Below are 16,738 nucleotides of genomic sequence, written 5' to 3'. Positions count from 1 at the left end.
CGCGCCAGGAAATGTTCAGGAGGCGCTCATGTCCATTCTCGCCTGGATCGTTCTGGGTCTCGTGGCCGGTTTCATCGCCAGCAAGCTCGTCAGCCGCAGCGGCGGCAGCCTGCTCGTCGATCTGGTGCTCGGCATCGTCGGCGCCCTGGTCGGCGGTTTCGTGTTCAACCAGTTCGGCGCCTCGGGCGTATCGGGCTTCAACCTCTACAGCCTGCTGGTGGCCACGGTCGGCGCGGTGATCGTGCTGGCCATCTATCACCTGCTGGCCGGCCGTCGCGCATTGTAGCGACGCGCTGATCGCAAACAGGAACGACGCCTTCGGCCCCAGGGCCGGAGGCGTTTTCTTTTGCGGCGACTAGCGAAATGTCCACCGGTGTCATACTCCTGGCGAAAACAGGTCGGGAGGATTACACATGGCTCACTACAGTCTGGTCGGGCGACTGGCCCTGGCCGCCACGGCCCTGACCGCCCTGATCGGCGCCGCGCCGCTGCGCTTGACGGTGGCCTTGGACGGCAAGGCCGATCACCGCACCCTTCAAGCCGCCATCGACGCCCTGCCCGCTGCCGGCGGCGAGATCGCCATCGCGCCGGGAATCTACCGCGAGAAACTGTCCATTCCCCGCAACGGCGTGCGGCTGATCGGCAAGGGCAAGCGGCCGCAGGACGTGGTGCTGGTCTATGGCGACGCCTCGGCCACGGTCGGCGGCACGCTCAAATCCTCCTCGGTGACGGTGTCGGGCGACGATTTCCTGGCCCGCAACCTGACCATCCAGAACGACTATCACCTCAACAACAGCCAGCCTTCGCAGGCCGTGGCCCTGGCGCTGATGGGCGACCGGGCCCAGCTCTACAAGGTGCGCCTGCTGGGCGCGCAGGACACGCTCTACGCCGCCAGCCGCAAGGGCAAGCCGCCGAGCCGGCAATACTTCCGCGACTGCTACATCGAGGGCCACGTCGACTTCATCTTCGGCGACAGCAAGGCCGTCTTCGACCGCTGCACCATCCACGGCGTCGCCAACGCCACGGTGATGATCACCGCCCAGAGCAAGAACGCGCCCGAGCAGGACAGCGGCTACGTCTTCGACCGCTGCACGATCACCGCCGACCCGAAGGTGGGCGAGCTGTGGCTGGGCCGCGCCTGGCGCCCCTACGCCACGGTGGTCTTCCTCAGGACCAGGATCGACGCCGACCTCCAGCCCAAGGGCTGGCGGGAATGGACGCCGGGCAAGACCGACACCTTCAAGACCGCCTACTACGCCGAGTACGCCTCGACCGGGCGCGGGGCCGATCCGGCCGCGCGCGAGCCCAGCGCCCACGCCCTGGACGCGAAAACGGCGGAGCGCTGGGCGCCCCGCCGCTTCCTGTCCGGGCCGGACGGCTGGACGCCCGGCCGGTTCTAGAGCCGCTTACTCCGCCGGAGCCGTCGCCAGCTCGTCCTGGACGAACAGCGCCGGCGCCGGCTTGCGGGCCGACCAGCCGAAGACGGCGATGACCAGGTAGCAGACCGCCGGCAGCAGGAAGGCCAGGCCCAGGCCGTAGTGGTCGCCCAGCCAGCCGGTGGCCGGCGGGATCAGCGCGCCGCCGACGATGGCCATGCACAGCAGGCCCGAAGCCTGCGGCGTGCGGTGGCCCATCCCCTCGATGCCGAGGGTGAAGATGGTCGGGAACATGATCGAGTTGAAGAAGCCGATGGCGATCAGCGCGAAGCCGGCCTGCGGGCCGACGCTGAAGGCCGAGACCAGGATCAGCACGATGGCGGCCAGCGAGGCGACGCTCAGCACCTTGCCCGGAGAGACCTTGGCCAGGACGAACGTGCCGAAGAAGCGGCCGATGGTGGCCCCGCCCCAATACCAGGCGACCATGCTGCCGGCCTTGGCCAGGGTCAGGCCCATGGTGTTCGGCTGGGTCAGGTAGCTGGTCATGTAGGTGCCGATCGCCACCTCGGCGCCGACATAGACGAAGATGCAGAGCACGGCGAAGGCCAGGCGCGGATACTTCAGCATGCCCAGCATCTCGCCCAAGCCGACGGCCTTTTCGGCGCGCGGGGCGGCGGCGTTCTTGCGCAGCAGCCAGAACAGCACGGCCAAGGCCAGCAGCACACCGGCGATGATCAGGTAGGGCGTCTGCACGGCCTGGGCCTGGGTATGGCGCACGGCCGCCAGTTGGGCGGCGGTCAGGGTGGCCGGATCCGGCGCCTTCTCGATGTGACTGAGGATCAGGGCCGAGCCGACGAACGGCGCCAGGAAGGTGCCGACCGAATTGAGGAACTGGGCGAAGGTCAGGCGGGCCGAGGCGGTCTCGCTCTTGCCCAGGATGGCGACCAGCGGGTTGGCGGCGACCTGCAGGATGGTGATGCCCGAGGCCAGCACGAACAGCGCGGCCAGGAAGCCCTCGTAGACGCCGGCGTTGGCGGCCGGGGCGAACATCAGGCAGCCGACCATCATGATCAGCAGGCCAACGACGACGGTGCGCAGATAGCCGACCTTGGCCAGCAGGAAGCTCGCCGGCAGCGAAACCACGGCATAGCCGATGAAGAAGGCGAACTGCGTCAGGCCCGCCTCGAAGTTGCTCAGCGAGAACAGCGACTTGAGCGCCGGCGCCACGAGGTCGACCAGGCAGGTCGAGAAGCCCCAGGCGAAGAAAAGAAGAATCACGAAGGGCAGCAGCGCCTGCCCTTTTCCGCTCGCGCCGCCGCTTACCGGCGCCGAGCCGCCCATGCCTGCCATCTCTGTTTCACTCCCCTGTCCGTCTTTCGCGGGACGGCGTAGTCACCCCGAACGTGACAACGTTGTCAACCTTCAAGCCGGTTCGCTCCCCATTGAGACCGGTATCAGCGGGAACCTCTCCCTGCGGGGCGAGGCGATCGCGCAGCGATCGGTGGGTGGCGTTGGGGGGCGCGGCAGCTGAGACCCGGCCCGTCCTCCCAGATGCTCCCCCTGAAGGGGGAGCTGTCGCCCCCGGGTCCGGCCAAAGGCCGGCCCGAGGATAAACTCCGCCGACTGAGGGGGAAGGGACTGCTGGGTTTGGGGATGCGTCGAAGTCATCAGGGACTTCCCCCTCCGGCCCTCCGGGCCACCTCCCCCTTCAGGGGGAGGATCTTGGTCGGCGAACCTCCCCCTCTGGGGGAGGCGGCCGAAGGCCGGTGGGGGGCGGTTTCAGCTTTCGAGGGGGTGGCCGGTTTCGTCATCACTCCCCCCACCGATCGCTGCGCGATCGCCTCCCCCACGGGGGGAGGTTCCTTGAGGCGCGGCTTCGCGGTCTCCCGCGTTTGCACGCGTTAGGTCGGGGAGGCGCGGAGCGGCCGGGCGGAGCCCGGGGACCGTGGGTTTGTTTAGCGTTTCGGCTTCGTCGACCGCTCCGCCGCGTCGTTATTCCGAAGGGCCGGAGGCGCGGGTGCTGTTTCAACCCTGGACCCGGCTGTCCCACGGACGGGCAGGACCAATAGCCCCGCGGTAATCCGGCGGCGGCCTCGGCTGATCCTGTTAGGCCGGTTTGAACGATCCCGACCCTGTCGACCCGCTCGTCGCGCCATGGACGGCTTGGCGGCCCAATCGCGCCTCGTGAGCGCTCCTGCAAACCCGCCTTTTCCCATGACGCTCCGAGCGGCCCCGCTCGATGCGGTCCTCGCCACGCTTGGGCCGGTACCAAGAGCCCTCCCCATGGCGGGGACGGGTTTGATTATGCGAGCGCCCTGAGTCCCGTCGGATCAACAACGACTATTTTTGTGCAGACTGTTGATTTCGTGTGGGTTTGCTTTGGATTTCGCGGGGATGGACTGTGCGCGAGGGACCCTCCCCCAGAGGGGGAGGCGATCGCGCAGCGATCGGTGGGGGGGGCGTTGGGGGGAACCGGCCGGCGCACCGGAAGCTGAAAACTTCCCCCCACCGGCCTTCGGCCGCCTCCCCCAGAGGGGGAGGATCTTGGGAACTCAAGCCGCGATCCGGCTCGGGGCGACAACGCGGCTCAGGACGGAGGCGGCGGCCGAGAGGCCGGTGCGGATGGACTGGTCCTCGGCGCTGTCGCCGTGGGCGCCGGCGCGGCCGGCCAGGTGCAGGCCGGCGAAGTGCAGGCGCAGGTCCAGGCCGATCATCTTCAGGTGCTCGTCGCAGGCCTCGTCGTGGATCGGGTGGACCTTGCGCTGGCGCACCACCTGGGCGTCGCGGGCCGAGCCGGCGGCGATGAGGCCCAGGCGCCGGGCCTCGGCCGAGGCCAGGGCGATCAGGGTCTCGTCGTCCGCGGTCCAGAGGGCGTCGCCCTCGAAGCAGTAGTAGTCGAGCGCCAGGGCCTCGCCCTCCAGCGCCCGGGCGCGGGCGGCCTTGATCGCGGCGCCGTGGATCTCGGCCAGGGCGGGCGCGCGACGACGGCCGGGCGCGGCGGTGAAGGCGACCGTCACCTGGTCGCGGTACATCAGCTCGCAAGCGTGGAAGAGGCTGATCGGCGTGGGGGTCAGGGCGCCCATCAGCTCGCGCAGGGGCATGGTCGAGATCACCTGGTCGGCGGTGAAGATCTCCTCGCCGCCGTCGGGGGCCTTGGTGGACACCGTCCAGACCCCGGTGCTCCAGTCGCGCCGCAGGCTCTCGACCTGGCGCTCCAGGCGGATCTCGCCGCCGGCCTGGGCGATGGCCTCGGCGCAGGCCTTCCAGAGCTGGCCCGTGCCCTGGCGAGGCCGCATCCCGGCCTCGGACCGGAAGCTGGGGCAGGCCGGCTGGGCCGGGGTTTCCTCAGGACGCAGGGCCCAGAGCTTCTCGGCATAGGCGCTGAGGCGCCGGGCGACGCGGCGGCCGAAGCGCCGGGTCAGCCATTCGCCCAGGGTCTTGGAAGTGGTGATAGGGCGCAGCTTGGCGCTGATCAGGGCGCCCAGCGCCGCGCCGGGCTGACCGCGACGCGCGCGCCCCTCGCCTTCCAGGCGCATGGCGCCGGGGGCGATTTCCAGCTCGTCGGGCAGCAGCGCCGTCCAGAAGGCGCGGATGGCCGGATCGGCTGACGACAGGCGACGCCCGGAGACGTCGAGGCGGAAGCCTTCGAACGAAAGCGTGCGGGCCGCGCCGCCGACGTAAGCCTGGGCCTCGAGCACCGTCACGGTCCGGCCGGCGCACGCCAGCGCGTGAGCCGCCGACAGCCCGGCGGGCCCGGCCCCGATCACCAGCGTCTCGACGTGTTCGCCCATGTTCCCGCTCCCCGAATTCAGGCTTCGAGGATCGGCCGACAAGGTTAAGAACGTGGTTCAGAAAAGGCGCTCCCAAGGCCAAAGCGGGGCCTTGGGACGCTATGTCGCGGGCTGGTTTCGGCTAGGGTCTGGACTCAATTGCCCGGGAGAGAAAGGCCTTCAAGATCAATACCCCACCGATCGTCATCCCGGAAAGCGCGAAGCGCTTATCCGGGACCAGGGGCCGGCGCACTGCCGGTGGCCCCTGGGTCCCGGCTCTGCGGCCCGCTACGCGGACCTCCGGCCGGGATGACGACCTTTATAGCCAAGACAATTGAGTACGGACCCTAGGCCAGCTGGTCGCCGACCGGCAGGCTGCGGATGCGCTTGCCCGTGGCAGCGAAGATGGCGTTGCACAAGGCCGCCGGGGCGGGTGGCAAAACTGGCTCGCCAAGGCCCGTGGGGCGGTTGTCGCTGAGCAGGTAGTGCACCTCGATCGGCGGGGTCTCGCTCATCCGCAGCAGCGGGAAGTCGCCGAAATTGCTCTCTACCGCCGCGCCGTTCTCGAAGGTGATCTTCTGGCGCAGCGTGCTGCCGATGGCGTCGAGGATCGAGCCCTGCACCTGGTGGTCGGCGCCGGTGGGGTTGATGATCTGGCGGCCGACATCGGCGGCGACCCACACCTTGTGGACCTTGGCCTCGCCCTTGGCGACCGAGACCTCCATGACCACGGCCACATAGCCCAAATGGCTGAAGTGGCAGGCAACGCCCAGCCCCCTGCCCTTGGCCAGCTTGCGGCCCCAGCCGGACTTCTCGGCCACAAGGTCGAGCACGCCACGCATGCGACCGGTGTGGAAGCTGTCGTTCTGGCCTTCCGGCCCGATCAGGCGCGGCTCGCCCAGCAGCTTGCGGCGGAACTCGACCGGATCGGTCTTGGCGGCCAAGGCCACTTCGTCGGTGAAAGACTGGATGACGAAGCCGAAGGCGTTGTTGCCCGGCGCCCGCAGCGGTCCGGTGGGAATGCCCAGCGGCATCACCGAGACCTCGTGCTGGTAGTTGGCCACGGCCCCGGCCGGGAATTGGGTGGAGTTCATGCCGCCCGAGCGCACGAAGGTCTCGCCCTCGCCGAAGCTGACGAAGTGGTCGCGCCAGGCGACGAGATCGCCCTTGGCGTCGAGGCCGGCGGTGAAGTTGTGCCAGCCGCCGGGACGGTAGAAGTCGTGCTGGATGTCGTCCTCGCGGGTCCAGATCAGCTGAACCGGGGCGTCGACCTTGCTGGCGATGAAGGCGGCCTCGACCATGTAGTCGTTGATCAGCCGCCGGCCGAACCCGCCGCCGCAGCGGATCAGGTGGATGGTGACGTTCTCGGGCGGCACGTTCAGGGTCTTGGCGACCAGGGCGCGGCCGGGCTCGGGGTTCTGGGTCGGGGCCCAGATCTCGACCTTGCCGTCCTTGACCCGCGCCGTGCAGTTCTGCGGCTCCAGCGGAGCGTGGGCGATGAAGGGATAGTCGTAGGACGCGCTGACGACCTTGGCCGCGCCCTTCAGGGCGGCGGCGACGTCGCCGTCGGCGCGAGCCACGCGCTGGGCCCCGGCCTTGGCGAACTCGGCGGCCCTGGCGGCCAGGGAGGCGGTGCTCTGGGCGCTGGTCGGATGCTCGGCCCAGGTCGCGTCGAGGGCGTTGCGGCCCCGGCGGGCGGCCCACCAGCTGTCGGCGACCACGGCGACGCCCGGCAACAGGCCGTCCAGCGCCGTCCCGCCCTCGACCACGAAGGCGTCGCGTACGCCCTTGACCGCCTTGGCGGCGGCCAAGTCGGCCGAAGCGACCTTGGCGGCGAAGGTCGGGGCCTTCAGGAAGGTGGCGTAGACCATGCCCGGCAGGCGCACGTCGATGCCGAACAGCGGCTTGCCGGTGAGAATAGCGTCGGTGTCGGTCTGGACATGGCTCTTGCCGATGATGCGGAAGGCCTTGGGATCCTTCAGAACCAGGGTCTTGGGATCAGGCGGGGCGATCGCGGCGGCGGCCTGCGCGAGGTCGCCGTAGGACAGCCTGCGGCCGCTGGCGGCATGGACGACGCGGCCCGGCTCCGTGGTCAGTTCGGCGGCAGGAACGTTGAGCTTCGCTGCGGCGGCCTGGATCAGCATCCAGCGGCCGGCGGCGCCGACCCGGCGCATGCCGTCCCACTCCAGCGTGGTGGCCATCGAGCCGCCGGCGACCTGGCGGCCATAGACCTTGGTGTCGGCCAGGGCCTGCTCGACGATGACGTCTTCCCAGGCGACGTCGAGTTCCTCGGCGATGATCATCGGCAGGGCCGTGCGCATCCCCTGTCCCACTTCCGGGATCTTCGAGGCGATGGTCGCCTTGCCGTCGGGCGAGACCTTCAGATAGGCGCTCAGCGCGGCCGGACCGGCGGCGCGGGCCTCGCCCTCGAGGTTGAAGGCCAGCATCAGGCCGCCGCCGGCGGCGGTGGAGGCGGCCAGGAACAGGCGGCGCGAGAGGACGGGGGCATTCATGATGCTCAGGCCTCCGCCTGGCCGGAGGCCGACTTGATGGCCTTGCGGATCCGCGGATAGGTCGCGCAGCGGCAGAGGTTGCCGTCCATTGCTTCGTCGATCTGGGCGTCCGTCGGCTTGGGCGTGGCGGCCAGCAGGGCCGTGGCCGACATGATCTGGCCGGCCTGGCAGTAGCCGCACTGGGGCACGTCGAGGCTTTTCCAGGCTTCCTGCACGCGTGCGCCGACCGGATTGGCGGCGATCCCCTCGATGGTGGTCACGGCCTTGGCCCCGACCCGCGAGACGGGCGTCACGCAGGCCCGCACCGGAACGCCGTCGAGATGCACCGTGCAGGCGCCGCATTGGGCGACGCCGCAGCCGTACTTGGTTCCGACCAGATCGAGCAGGTCGCGCAGCACCCACAGCAGGGGCGTGCCGGGCTCGGTGTCGACCGTGTGGGGCGATCCGTTGACCGTCAGGGTGTAGGCCATGCGCGCGACTCCGAAGGTGAAGCGTCATCTTGCCGCAACCTTCGCAACCTGCCGAGCGCCATACGCCGCGGCCGGGGCCCGAGCAGCGATTTGTCACAAAAGTTTCACGCAGGGCTTGAACGCCCGCCGCTTCCGTGGTTCCGGTCCGCCCAATGCGCGGATGCTCCCGGTACGGACGTCCGCGTTTTTCGTTCCGCCGCTTCGAACAGAGGATGAAGCGACATGCTGGGTTTGTTCCGGGCGATCATGCCCAAGGAAGACCGGTTCTTCGATCTTTTCGCCCAGCACGCCGCGACGCTGGTGGCCGGCTCCAAGGCGCTCAGCGACCTGATGAGCGGCGCCGACAGCATCGAGGCGGCCACCGCCCGGGTGAACCAGCACGAGGAAGAGGCCGACGAGGTCACCCGCCAGGTGATGCAGGCCGTGCGCCGCAGCTTCATCACGCCCTTCGACCGTAGCGACATCCAGGACCTGACGACGTCGCTGGACGACGCCATCGACCAGATGCGCAAGACCGCCAAGGTGGTCAGCCTGTTCGAGGTCACCACCTTCGAGCCGCAGATGAAGGCGATGGCGCAGATCATCGTCCAGGCCGCCGACCTGACGGCCGAGGCTGTCTCGCTGCTGCCGAAGATGCGCCACAACGCCCAGCGCCTGAGCGACCTGGCCGTCAAGATCACCCAGATCGAGGAACAGGCCGACCAGATGTACGACGTCGGTCGCAAGGAGCTGTTCCTGGCCCACCGGGAGAAGGACCCGATGGCCTTCATCGTCGGCATCGACATCTACAGCCACCTGGAAAAGGTCGTCGACCGCTTCGAGGACGTGGCCAACCGCATCAGCGGCATCGTCGTCGAGCAGGTCTAAAGAGCCCGCGCCGTGGATCCCACGTTCCTCATCCTGGTGTTCCTGGTGGTCGTCGCCCTGGCGTTCGACTTCCTGAACGGGCTGCACGACGCGGCCAACTCGATCGCCACCATCGTCTCCACCCGCGTGCTGTCGGCGCGCTGGGCGGTGATCTGGGCGGCCTTCTTCAACTTCATCGCCTTCCTGTTCTTCGGCCTGCACGTGGCCAAGATGGTCGGCTCGGGCATCGTCGACCCGCACATCATCAGCGATCGGCTGATCTTCGCGGCCCTGATGGGCGCGATCAGCTGGAACCTGCTGACCTGGTGGCTAGGCATCCCCTCCTCCAGCTCGCACGCCCTGATCGGCGGCCTCGTCGGCGCGGCCATCGCCAAGGTCGGCGGCCTCGGCGCCATCCAGTGGGCGGGCCTTGGCAAGACCGCGGCCGGCATCGTGGTGTCGCCGACGGTGGGCTTCGTGCTGGCGCTCGTCCTGGTGCTGATCGTCTCATGGACGTTCCTGAAGAGCTCGCCGTTCTTCGCCGACCGGGTGTTCCGCAAGCTGCAGTTCGTCTCGGCAGCGCTCTACAGCCTGGGCCACGGCGGCAACGACGCCCAGAAGACCATGGGCATCATCGCCGCCCTGCTGTTCGCCCACGGCGCCACCGACCAGCCGGGGCACATCCCGTTCTGGGTGGTGATCGCCTGCCAGGCGGCCATGGGCTTTGGCACGCTGTTCGGCGGCTGGCGGATCGTCCACACCATGGGCAGCAAGATCACCCGCCTGACCCCGATGCAGGGCTTCTGCGCCGAAACCGGCGGCGCGATCACCTTGTTCCTGGCGACGCATATCGGCGTTCCGGTATCGACGACTCACACGATCACTGGCGCTATTGTGGGCGTCGGCGCTTCGCGTCGGGTCTCGGCGGTGCGCTGGGGCGTGGCCAAGAACATCGTCGTCGCCTGGGTGATCACCCTCCCGGCGGCGGCGCTGACCGCGGCGGTGTTCTACTATCTCGGGTTCTGGATGCAGTGACGGACGGGACGGTCAAGCAGACCGGCGGGGCCAAGGGCGGCGGCAAGCGCCGCCAGGTCGCCGCCCTGCCCTGGCGCGGCGAAGGGGCCGCGCTGGAGATCCTGCTCGTCTCGTCGCGCGAGACGCGCCGCTGGGTGATCCCCAAGGGCTGGCCGATGAAGGACCGGCTCGACCACCAGGCCGCCGCCCAGGAAGCCTACGAGGAGGCTGGCCTCGACGGCGTGATCGCCGAGACCGCCTTCGGCGAGTACGAGTACCTCAAGCGCCTGAAGAGCGGCGCGGGCCGCCTGGTCAAGGTCGACGTCTTTCCGATGAAGGTCACCGGCGAGCACGCGATCTGGCCCGAGAAGGGCCAGCGGACCCTCAAGTGGATGACGCCGGTCGAGGCCGCGCTCGCCGTGCAGGAGCCGCAACTGCGCGACCTGATCGCCCGCTTCGCCGGCGTCGGCCTGCCGCAAGAGGAACGCCCCGAGCCCACGCCCGCCCCGACGCCCGTGCGGGTCGCGCTGCAACGCCTGCGCCGCCGCGTGACGGTGCTGTGGGGCCGCGCCGGCCGCCGAGGCTGAACCCTCTCGACAACCGTTCGCCCCGAACGTAATGTTCTCATTATGTTCACGCGAGGCGAGCCTATGCAGCTGTCCCTCTGTCTGGCCCGGTCGCCGCTGGAAGACGCGCGCGACGTGTTGCTCGCCGCTTTCGGGCCGCAGCGCCCCAAGGCGCGGATGGACCCCGTCTCGCAGCTGGTGAAGTCGTCGATCAGCCATCGCACGCTGGACGCGGTGTCGTGGGCGGCGTTCCTGCGATTGCAGGCGGAGTTCCGAACCTGGGAGGATCTGGCCGCGGCCAGCGCCGAACGGGTGCTGCCACTGATCTCCGACGTCACCCACGCGCAGGACAAGGCGCGGCGCCTGCCGATCGCCCTGCGCATGGTCCAGAACCGCATCGGCTGGCTGTCGCTGAGCCACCTGCGCAACCTCACCGTCGAACAGGCCCGCCACGAGCTGCGCGCCCTGCCCGGCGTCGGCCAGAAGGTCGCCGCCAGCGTCCTCAACTTCAGCACCCTGGCCATGCGCGATCTGGTCGTCGACAGCCACGTGCACCGCACGGCCCAGCGGCTTGGCCTGGTCGGACCGGGCGATCCGACCCACAGCTACAACGCCCTCATGGCGCTGGCGCCCGACGCCTGGACGGCGGACGACCTCTTCGAGCTGCACTGCCTGATGAAGCACGGCCTGGGCCAGCTGGTCTGCACGCACGACACGCCCCAATGCGGGGCCTGTCCGCTGAAGACGCAGTGCCGCCGCGTCGGCGTGGAAGGCGCGACCGTGCTGGCCTGGCGGCCGCGCGGCACAAGCGAGCGCTAAGCCTAGTTCAACTCGGCTTGGAGGCGGGCCTGGCTTGGGCGGCCTCCTTGGCGTCTATCTGGTCCAGCAGCTTCTGGGCGGCCGCGGCCAGGCCGCCGCCGTGCGGATTGTTGGCGGCTGGTTCCAGGAAGAAGCGAGCCTCGTCGAAACTGCCGGCCGCCATGAAGGTGGTTGCGGCCAGCATGCGGATGTTGGGCTGCTGGGGCGCCAACTCGACGGCGCGCGCCAGGACGTTCAGCGTGTTCTCGGTCGGCTTGCCCTCGCCGCGCTGGGTGCGGGCGTAACCATAGAGCGTGAGGTAGTTGTCCGGATCCAGCTTGTTGGCCCGGCCGAGATAACCCGCGGCCTCGGTCATCAGGGCGGGAGCGTCGGCCGGCCTCCTGTCGGCGCTGTTGATGCGGCTGAAGGCGGCCAGTTGCAGCGCCTCGAGGTCGTCGGGCTTTTCGGCCAGCAGCTTCTCCAGAAGCGCCTCGCCGGCGGCGCGATCGCCCAGCTGGGTCTCGGCGCGGGCCAGGGCCAGCCGGCTGTAGCGTTCCGCGGGCCGCCTGGCGGCCACCGTCCGCACGCGAGCCAGCTGCTTTTCCTTGTCGTTGATCAGCTGGCGCTTGAGCAATAGGACGTCGAGCAGCAGATCGTCGGCCCCGACAGGCATGGCCGCGACCGTGACCGGCGGTGACGGCGGGCCGTCCCGGGTCATCTCCACGCCCATCAGCCGGGTGTTCATGTAGCTCTTGAGCTTGACCTCCAGCCCCTTGGCGTCGTCGCCATAGACCGCTGTCCAGGCCGTCATCGCGTTCTCGCCGTCGCGATAGCGATCGAGATAGGCGCCTAGCTTCTGGCGACGTTCGGCGTTGCTCCAGACATAGTGGGTGAGCAGCCAGGCCTGGCCGTAGAACACGCTCATGCTCTGCTCGTCGATCTGGGTGCGGCGACTGCCCAGCACCTTGTCCATCGACAGCCAGGCGCGCTGGCGCAGCGAAAAGGCCCTCAGGTTGTTGGGTCCGCCGACGAAGACCCGCTTGGGCTTCAGGTCGATGGTCGAATAATACTCGGGCAGCCCCTCGGCGAGCCAGCTCGGGTGGCCATCGGGGAAATACTGCATGATGAAGTGGTGCACGTACTCGTGCAGCACGACGTTGTCGCCGACGGTCAGGTCCAGGACGCTATGGTCGCCGATCCCCTTGATCGCGACGATGAAGATCTCCTGCAGCGAAGCGCTGTAGAGACCGGCTATGCGGCCTGAACCCGGCGCGACCTTCTGCAGCTGGTCGTTGTCGCGCACCAGATAGACCGGCAGCTTGCGGGCGGCGGGAGCATCCTGCTTGCCGTGGAAACGGCGCAGCACGCCGTCGAAATCCTCCAGCATCAGGGCGTATTCTCGCGCCTCGCGCTCGCCATCGGCCGAATAGACGACGAAGTGGGGACTTTCGGCGCGCATCCATCGGCGGGTGGCGTCCTGGGACCTCGCACCGGTCGCCGCGACCCAGGCCGAAGCCGCCCCGGCCGCGATGACGGCCCGTCTGTCGATACCCACTCAAGCCCCCAAATGAACGCAACCTTACATTGACTGATGGCGTGATCTGAAGGCGCGCGCAAGCTGGCGGCGAATGTTTTGTCTGAGTTAAGCTGCGAAAGAAGCGCGGCGGGCGAGGCTCGGCCGGAGGAGGACGAGATCGATGAGCGACGCCTTGAGGATCGCGGGGCCGGACGCCGCCATGATGGCCGCTCCCGCGGCCCTGGCCCGCTTTCTCGAAACCATCGACGAGCGCCGCCTGGACGGCGTGTTCTCGGTCGGAGACGTGACCATCCTGGAGAACTTTCCACCCCACGTGTTCCTGGGGCGAGCGGGCCTCGACCAGTGGCGGGCGATCATGTCCGATCACGCGGGCGGGATCGGCGAGCTGAAGCACGTGTTCGGCGCGGCGCAGGACTTCGTGCAGGGGGATGAGACCGTGCACTTCACCCTGCCAACACAGTGGAGCGGCGACCGGGACGGCCGGCGGTTCGTCGAGCACGGCGGCTGGAGCTTCGTGCAGGTACGCGAGGCCGGCCACTGGCGGATCCGCTCCTACGGCTGGGCGGTCGTCAGCTTCGAGTGGCTGGACTGACGCCTCCGAGCCGCCGCTTGGCGCGCTCCGCCAGTCGATTGGCGTCGAGCGCCAATGCGGGCCTAGCCCGCGCCTCGTAGTCCTCTCCGCACAGTCACGGAAGGATCGACGATGTTGGAACGGCGCAAGAAGGTCGCACTGGTCACCGGTGCCTCCTCGGGCATGGGCAAGGCGTTCGCCGAGCGCCTGCTGAAGGACGGCTATCGCGTCTATGTCGCGGCGCGCGGCGTCGATCGGATGGCCGACCTGGCGGCGCTGGGCGCCACGCCGATCGCCATGGACATCTCGAAGGAAGCCGACATTGTCGCCGCCGCCCGCAGGATCACGGCCGAGGCCGGCGGCGTCGACGTGCTGGTCAACAACGCCGGTTTCGGCCTCTACGGCGCAATCGAGGACATCGGCCTGGACGAGGCCCGCTATCAGTTCGAGGTCAATCTGTTCGGCGTCGCGCGGCTGACCCAGCTGTTGCTGCCGGAGATGCGTAAGCGGCGCGAAGGCCGGATCGTCAACATCAGCTCCATGGGCGGCAAGGTCTATACGCCGCTGGGCGCGTGGTACCACGCCACCAAGATCGCCTATCTCCTAGGCTACCAGGACATCGCCTCGTTCTACCGGGCTTTCCGCGAGTGGGAGGGCGTCAGCCCCGGACGCTGGCGAGAGCAGAATCCGCAGCCGCCCGACCAGTCGGCGCATTGAGCCTGCCCCCTACCCCGCCAGCTGCGTGAAGGTCTTGGCGCCGATCGGATAGCGTCGCCAGGCGCCGTAGTCGAAGTGCCACCACTCTTCGGGATAGACCTCGAAGCCCTGGCCGACCATGGCCTCGCGCAGGATCCCCCGCAGGGCGCGCTGCCTGGCCGCGCCGCCGGCGAAGTCGGCATAGGAACGGGTCGACATCTCGTCGTAGCGGCTGGGCATGTCGACGATCGCGCCGGTCGCAAGGTCGTGCAGCGTCAGGTCGACGGCGCAGCCCCGGTTGTGGCGCGAGCCCTTGGCCGGGTCGGCGACGAAGACGCGGCTGGCCGGCGGCGTGGCCTCCCAGAACATCCAGGTGACGAACCAGGGGCGATAGGCGTCGTGGATCGTCAGCCCATAACCTCGCGCCGCCAGCGTCTTGGCCGCCCTGCCGACAGCTTGCGCGGCCGGACGCTGCAACCAGGCGGCCGGGCGCTCATAGAGCTTCAGCCCCATGAAGTTGTCGCGGCCGGCATAGCGGATGTCGAACCGGATGGTCGGATCGATCGTGGCCAGGTCGACGAGATCAGGCCGCAGGAAGTCGCCCTTCTCGGTCGGCGGCGTCGCCGCCAGGGCGCGGGCACGCAAGGCTTTCGGGTCGGCGCGGACGGCGCGGCGGATGCCGGCCTGGACCTCGGCCCCGAAATCGCGGCGCGGCAGGAATGCGCCGTCCAGCCGCACGCCCCGCGCCGTGACCAGGAGCTCCCCGCCGCCCTCGACGGCGTAGCGTTCGTTGGCGAGCCGCGAGAGCCGACGGATCGGTCCGCCATGGGCGAAGACCGCCAGGGCGCCGTCGTCGGTCTCGAAGACCGTGACCGGGGCCTCAGGCGCGCCATACTGGGCGACCAGCGACAGGTCAGCGCCCGCCAGGGCCGCGCCGGGCGCCAGGCCCGAGGCCAGCATGCCGGCGGCGACGGTTCGACGGGTCTGCCGCATCGTCGCCGCCCCGCCCCTACTTCATGGTCGGGATGACGAAGGCGCTGTCCTCGACGTCGCCTCCAATTCTGTCATCTGGCCAACGGGCCGTGACCGTCTTGACCTTGGTGTAGAACTTCACGCCCTCGACGCCGTGCTGGTTGGTGTCGCCGAAGGCGCTGCGCTTCCAGCCGCCGAAGGTGTGATAGGCCACCGGCACCGGGATCGGCACGTTGATCCCGACCATGCCGACATTGACGCGGGCGGCGAACTCGCGGGCGGCGCGGCCGTTGCGGGTGAAGATGGCGACGCCGTTGCCGTACTGGTGCTCGGACGGCAGGGCGATCGCTTCCTCGAAGCTCTCGGCGCGGACCATCTGGAGGACCGGGCCGAAGATCTCTTCCTGATAGGTCTTCATGCCCTTCTTGACGCCGTCGAACAGCGACGGACCGATGAAGAAGCCCTTCTCGAAGCCTTGCAGGTGGAAGTCGCGGCCGTCGACCACCAGTTCGGCGCCCTCGTCGACGCCGATCTGGATGTAGTCGGCGATCTTGGCGCGGTGCTGGGCGCTGACCACGGGGCCATAGTGGGCGGCCGTGTCGGTGGAGATGCCGACCTTCAGGGTGTCGATCTCGGCCACCAGGCGCTCGCGCAGCTCGTCGGCGGTCTTCTTGCCGACCGGGACGACGACCGGCAGGGCCATGCAGCGCTCGCCGGCCGAGCCGAAGGCCGCGCCCGACAGGTCCTTGACCACCTGGTCGAGGTCGGCGTCGGGCAGGACGAGGCCGTGGTTCTTGGCGCCGCCCATGGCCTGGACGCGCTTACCGTGGGCGGTGCCAGTCTGGTAGACGTAATGGGCGATGTCGGAGCTGCCGACGAAGCTGACGGCGCGGATCAGCGGATGGGTCAGGATGGCGTCGACGGCGCTCTTGTCGCCGTGGACGACGTTGAGCACGCCTTCGGGCGCGCCGGCTTCCATCATCAGCTCGGCCAGCTTGACCGGAACCGTCGGATCCTTCTCCGACGGCTTGAGGATGAACGTGTTGCCGACCGCGATGGCGATGCCGAACATCCACATCGGGATCATGGCTGGGAAGTTGAACGGGGTGATGCCCGCGCAGACGCCCAGGGGCTGACGCATCGAATAGACGTCGATGCCGGGGCCGGCGCCTTCAGTGTATTCCCCCTTCAGGATGTGAGGGATTCCGCAGGCGAATTCAATGACTTCCAAGCCACGTTGAATGTCGCCCTTGCTGTCGGCGATGACCTTGCCGTGCTCGGACGACAGGATCTCGGCCAGGCTCGCCATGTCGCGCTCGATCAGGCGCTTGAACTCGAACATCACCCGGGCGCGACGCTGCGGGTTGGTCGCCGCCCAGCCGATCTGGGCCCTGGCCGCGGCCTGGACGGCGGCGTCGATCTCGCCGTCGGTGGCGAACTGGACGCGGGCCTGCACCTCGCCGGTGTTGGGATTGAAGACGTCGCCGAAGCGCCCCGAGGCGCCATTGAAGGCTTGGCCGTTCACGAAATGGGCGATGTCTCGCATGATGCGCTCCCTAACGCTGCTTTTCGGCGTCATTAGCATCCGAGAAACGGCGCGTATCGTGGA

At 68.9% G+C, this 16,738-nt stretch carries 15 protein-coding genes; 8 read left to right on the top strand and 7 right to left on the bottom strand.

Annotated features, from left to right (window positions below; genetic code table 11):
- Positions 1 to 28 precede the first annotated feature (28 nt).
- Together DDF62_RS22980 and DDF62_RS22975 are read left to right on the top strand one after the other, a co-directional pair.
- Complete coding sequence (locus DDF62_RS22980) at positions 29 to 286, top strand: GlsB/YeaQ/YmgE family stress response membrane protein (protein WP_101713103.1); 258 nt, start codon at positions 29 to 31, stop codon at positions 284 to 286.
- Positions 287 to 413: 127 nt separating this feature from the next.
- A complete protein-coding gene (locus DDF62_RS22975) occupies positions 414 to 1,400 on the top strand; it encodes a pectinesterase family protein (RefSeq protein ID WP_116491272.1) in 987 nt (328 codons plus the stop codon).
- Between the two features lie 6 nt (positions 1,401 to 1,406).
- Here the strand turns inward: DDF62_RS22975 and DDF62_RS22970 are convergent, their stop codons facing one another.
- From DDF62_RS22970 to DDF62_RS22955, 4 genes are all read right to left on the bottom strand, one after another.
- The gene (locus DDF62_RS22970) at positions 1,407 to 2,654 is read right to left on the bottom strand and encodes a sugar MFS transporter (RefSeq protein ID WP_244286922.1); all 1,248 of its coding nucleotides are present in this window, start codon (positions 2,652 to 2,654) and stop codon (positions 1,407 to 1,409) included.
- Between the two features lie 1,274 nt (positions 2,655 to 3,928).
- The gene (locus tag DDF62_RS22965; RefSeq protein ID WP_116491270.1) at positions 3,929 to 5,167 is read right to left on the bottom strand and encodes an FAD-dependent oxidoreductase; all 1,239 of its coding nucleotides are present in this window, start codon (positions 5,165 to 5,167) and stop codon (positions 3,929 to 3,931) included.
- A gap of 326 nt (positions 5,168 to 5,493) precedes the next feature.
- Complete coding sequence (locus DDF62_RS22960; RefSeq protein ID WP_116491269.1) at positions 5,494 to 7,659, bottom strand: xanthine dehydrogenase family protein molybdopterin-binding subunit; 2,166 nt, start codon at positions 7,657 to 7,659, stop codon at positions 5,494 to 5,496.
- 5 nt (positions 7,660 to 7,664) lie between these two features.
- Positions 7,665 to 8,129 (bottom strand): (2Fe-2S)-binding protein, encoded by a 465-nt coding sequence (locus DDF62_RS22955; RefSeq protein WP_116491268.1) that lies wholly within the window; start codon positions 8,127 to 8,129, stop codon positions 7,665 to 7,667.
- A gap of 222 nt (positions 8,130 to 8,351) precedes the next feature.
- Here DDF62_RS22955 and DDF62_RS22950 point away from each other — a divergent pair, with 222 nt between their 5' ends.
- From DDF62_RS22950 to DDF62_RS22935, 4 genes are all read left to right on the top strand, one after another.
- Positions 8,352 to 8,996 (top strand): DUF47 domain-containing protein, encoded by a 645-nt coding sequence (locus DDF62_RS22950; RefSeq protein WP_116491267.1) that lies wholly within the window; start codon positions 8,352 to 8,354, stop codon positions 8,994 to 8,996.
- Positions 8,997 to 9,008: 12 nt separating this feature from the next.
- Positions 9,009 to 10,010, top strand: a complete 1,002-nt coding sequence (locus DDF62_RS22945) for an inorganic phosphate transporter (protein WP_116491266.1) — start codon at positions 9,009 to 9,011, stop codon at positions 10,008 to 10,010.
- Positions 10,007 to 10,576, top strand: coding sequence for an NUDIX hydrolase (locus DDF62_RS22940; RefSeq protein ID WP_116491265.1), 570 nt, complete (start codon positions 10,007 to 10,009; stop codon positions 10,574 to 10,576). The genes DDF62_RS22945 and DDF62_RS22940 overlap by 4 nt, the downstream gene beginning before the upstream one ends.
- A gap of 63 nt (positions 10,577 to 10,639) precedes the next feature.
- Positions 10,640 to 11,374 carry an endonuclease III domain-containing protein gene (locus tag DDF62_RS22935; RefSeq protein WP_116491264.1) on the top strand — a complete coding sequence of 245 codons (735 nt, stop codon included), beginning with the start codon at positions 10,640 to 10,642 and terminating at the stop codon, positions 11,372 to 11,374.
- A 7-nt stretch (positions 11,375 to 11,381) separates the two neighbouring features.
- On the opposite strand, the gene DDF62_RS22930 is transcribed toward DDF62_RS22935, so the two are convergent.
- Positions 11,382 to 12,908, bottom strand: coding sequence for a hypothetical protein (locus DDF62_RS22930; protein WP_133244978.1), 1,527 nt, complete (start codon positions 12,906 to 12,908; stop codon positions 11,382 to 11,384).
- A gap of 142 nt (positions 12,909 to 13,050) precedes the next feature.
- Between DDF62_RS22930 and DDF62_RS22925 the strand changes: the two genes are divergently transcribed.
- Together DDF62_RS22925 and DDF62_RS22920 are read left to right on the top strand one after the other, a co-directional pair.
- Positions 13,051 to 13,482 carry a hypothetical protein gene (locus tag DDF62_RS22925; RefSeq protein WP_116491262.1) on the top strand — a complete coding sequence of 144 codons (432 nt, stop codon included), beginning with the start codon at positions 13,051 to 13,053 and terminating at the stop codon, positions 13,480 to 13,482.
- A gap of 111 nt (positions 13,483 to 13,593) precedes the next feature.
- Positions 13,594 to 14,178 carry an SDR family NAD(P)-dependent oxidoreductase gene (locus DDF62_RS22920; RefSeq protein ID WP_116491261.1) on the top strand — a complete coding sequence of 195 codons (585 nt, stop codon included), beginning with the start codon at positions 13,594 to 13,596 and terminating at the stop codon, positions 14,176 to 14,178.
- Positions 14,179 to 14,187: 9 nt separating this feature from the next.
- Here DDF62_RS22920 and DDF62_RS22915 read toward each other — a convergent pair whose 3' ends face one another.
- Together DDF62_RS22915 and DDF62_RS22910 are read right to left on the bottom strand one after the other, a co-directional pair.
- The gene (locus DDF62_RS22915) at positions 14,188 to 15,150 is read right to left on the bottom strand and encodes a M15 family metallopeptidase (protein ID WP_116491260.1); all 963 of its coding nucleotides are present in this window, start codon (positions 15,148 to 15,150) and stop codon (positions 14,188 to 14,190) included.
- Between the two features lie 16 nt (positions 15,151 to 15,166).
- Complete coding sequence (locus tag DDF62_RS22910) at positions 15,167 to 16,675, bottom strand: CoA-acylating methylmalonate-semialdehyde dehydrogenase (RefSeq protein ID WP_116491259.1); 1,509 nt, start codon at positions 16,673 to 16,675, stop codon at positions 15,167 to 15,169.
- Between the last annotated feature and the right edge of the window lie 63 nt (positions 16,676 to 16,738).

The organism is Caulobacter radicis (genome assembly GCF_003094615.1).
Taxonomy (GTDB): Bacteria; Pseudomonadota; Alphaproteobacteria; order Caulobacterales; family Caulobacteraceae; genus Caulobacter; species Caulobacter radicis.
The sequence above is the reverse complement of the archived record's forward strand: the minus strand, read 5'-3'. Positions and strand labels throughout refer to the sequence as shown.

Coding starts and splice junctions, on each gene's coding strand:
- DDF62_RS22980 (WP_101713103.1), top strand. CDS start 29: ATGTCCATTCTCGCCTGGATCGTTCTGGGTCTCGTGGCCGGTTTCATC.
- DDF62_RS22975 (WP_116491272.1), top strand. CDS start 414: ATGGCTCACTACAGTCTGGTCGGGCGACTGGCCCTGGCCGCCACGGCC.
- DDF62_RS22965 (WP_116491270.1), bottom strand. CDS start 5,167: ATGGGCGAACACGTCGAGACGCTGGTGATCGGGGCCGGGCCCGCCGGG.
- DDF62_RS22960 (WP_116491269.1), bottom strand. CDS start 7,659: ATGAATGCCCCCGTCCTCTCGCGCCGCCTGTTCCTGGCCGCCTCCACC.
- DDF62_RS22955 (WP_116491268.1), bottom strand. CDS start 8,129: ATGGCCTACACCCTGACGGTCAACGGATCGCCCCACACGGTCGACACC.
- DDF62_RS22950 (WP_116491267.1), top strand. CDS start 8,352: ATGCTGGGTTTGTTCCGGGCGATCATGCCCAAGGAAGACCGGTTCTTC.
- DDF62_RS22935 (WP_116491264.1), top strand. CDS start 10,640: ATGCAGCTGTCCCTCTGTCTGGCCCGGTCGCCGCTGGAAGACGCGCGC.
- DDF62_RS22925 (WP_116491262.1), top strand. CDS start 13,051: ATGAGCGACGCCTTGAGGATCGCGGGGCCGGACGCCGCCATGATGGCC.
- DDF62_RS22920 (WP_116491261.1), top strand. CDS start 13,594: ATGTTGGAACGGCGCAAGAAGGTCGCACTGGTCACCGGTGCCTCCTCG.
- DDF62_RS22915 (WP_116491260.1), bottom strand. CDS start 15,150: ATGCGGCAGACCCGTCGAACCGTCGCCGCCGGCATGCTGGCCTCGGGC.
- DDF62_RS22910 (WP_116491259.1), bottom strand. CDS start 16,675: ATGCGAGACATCGCCCATTTCGTGAACGGCCAAGCCTTCAATGGCGCC.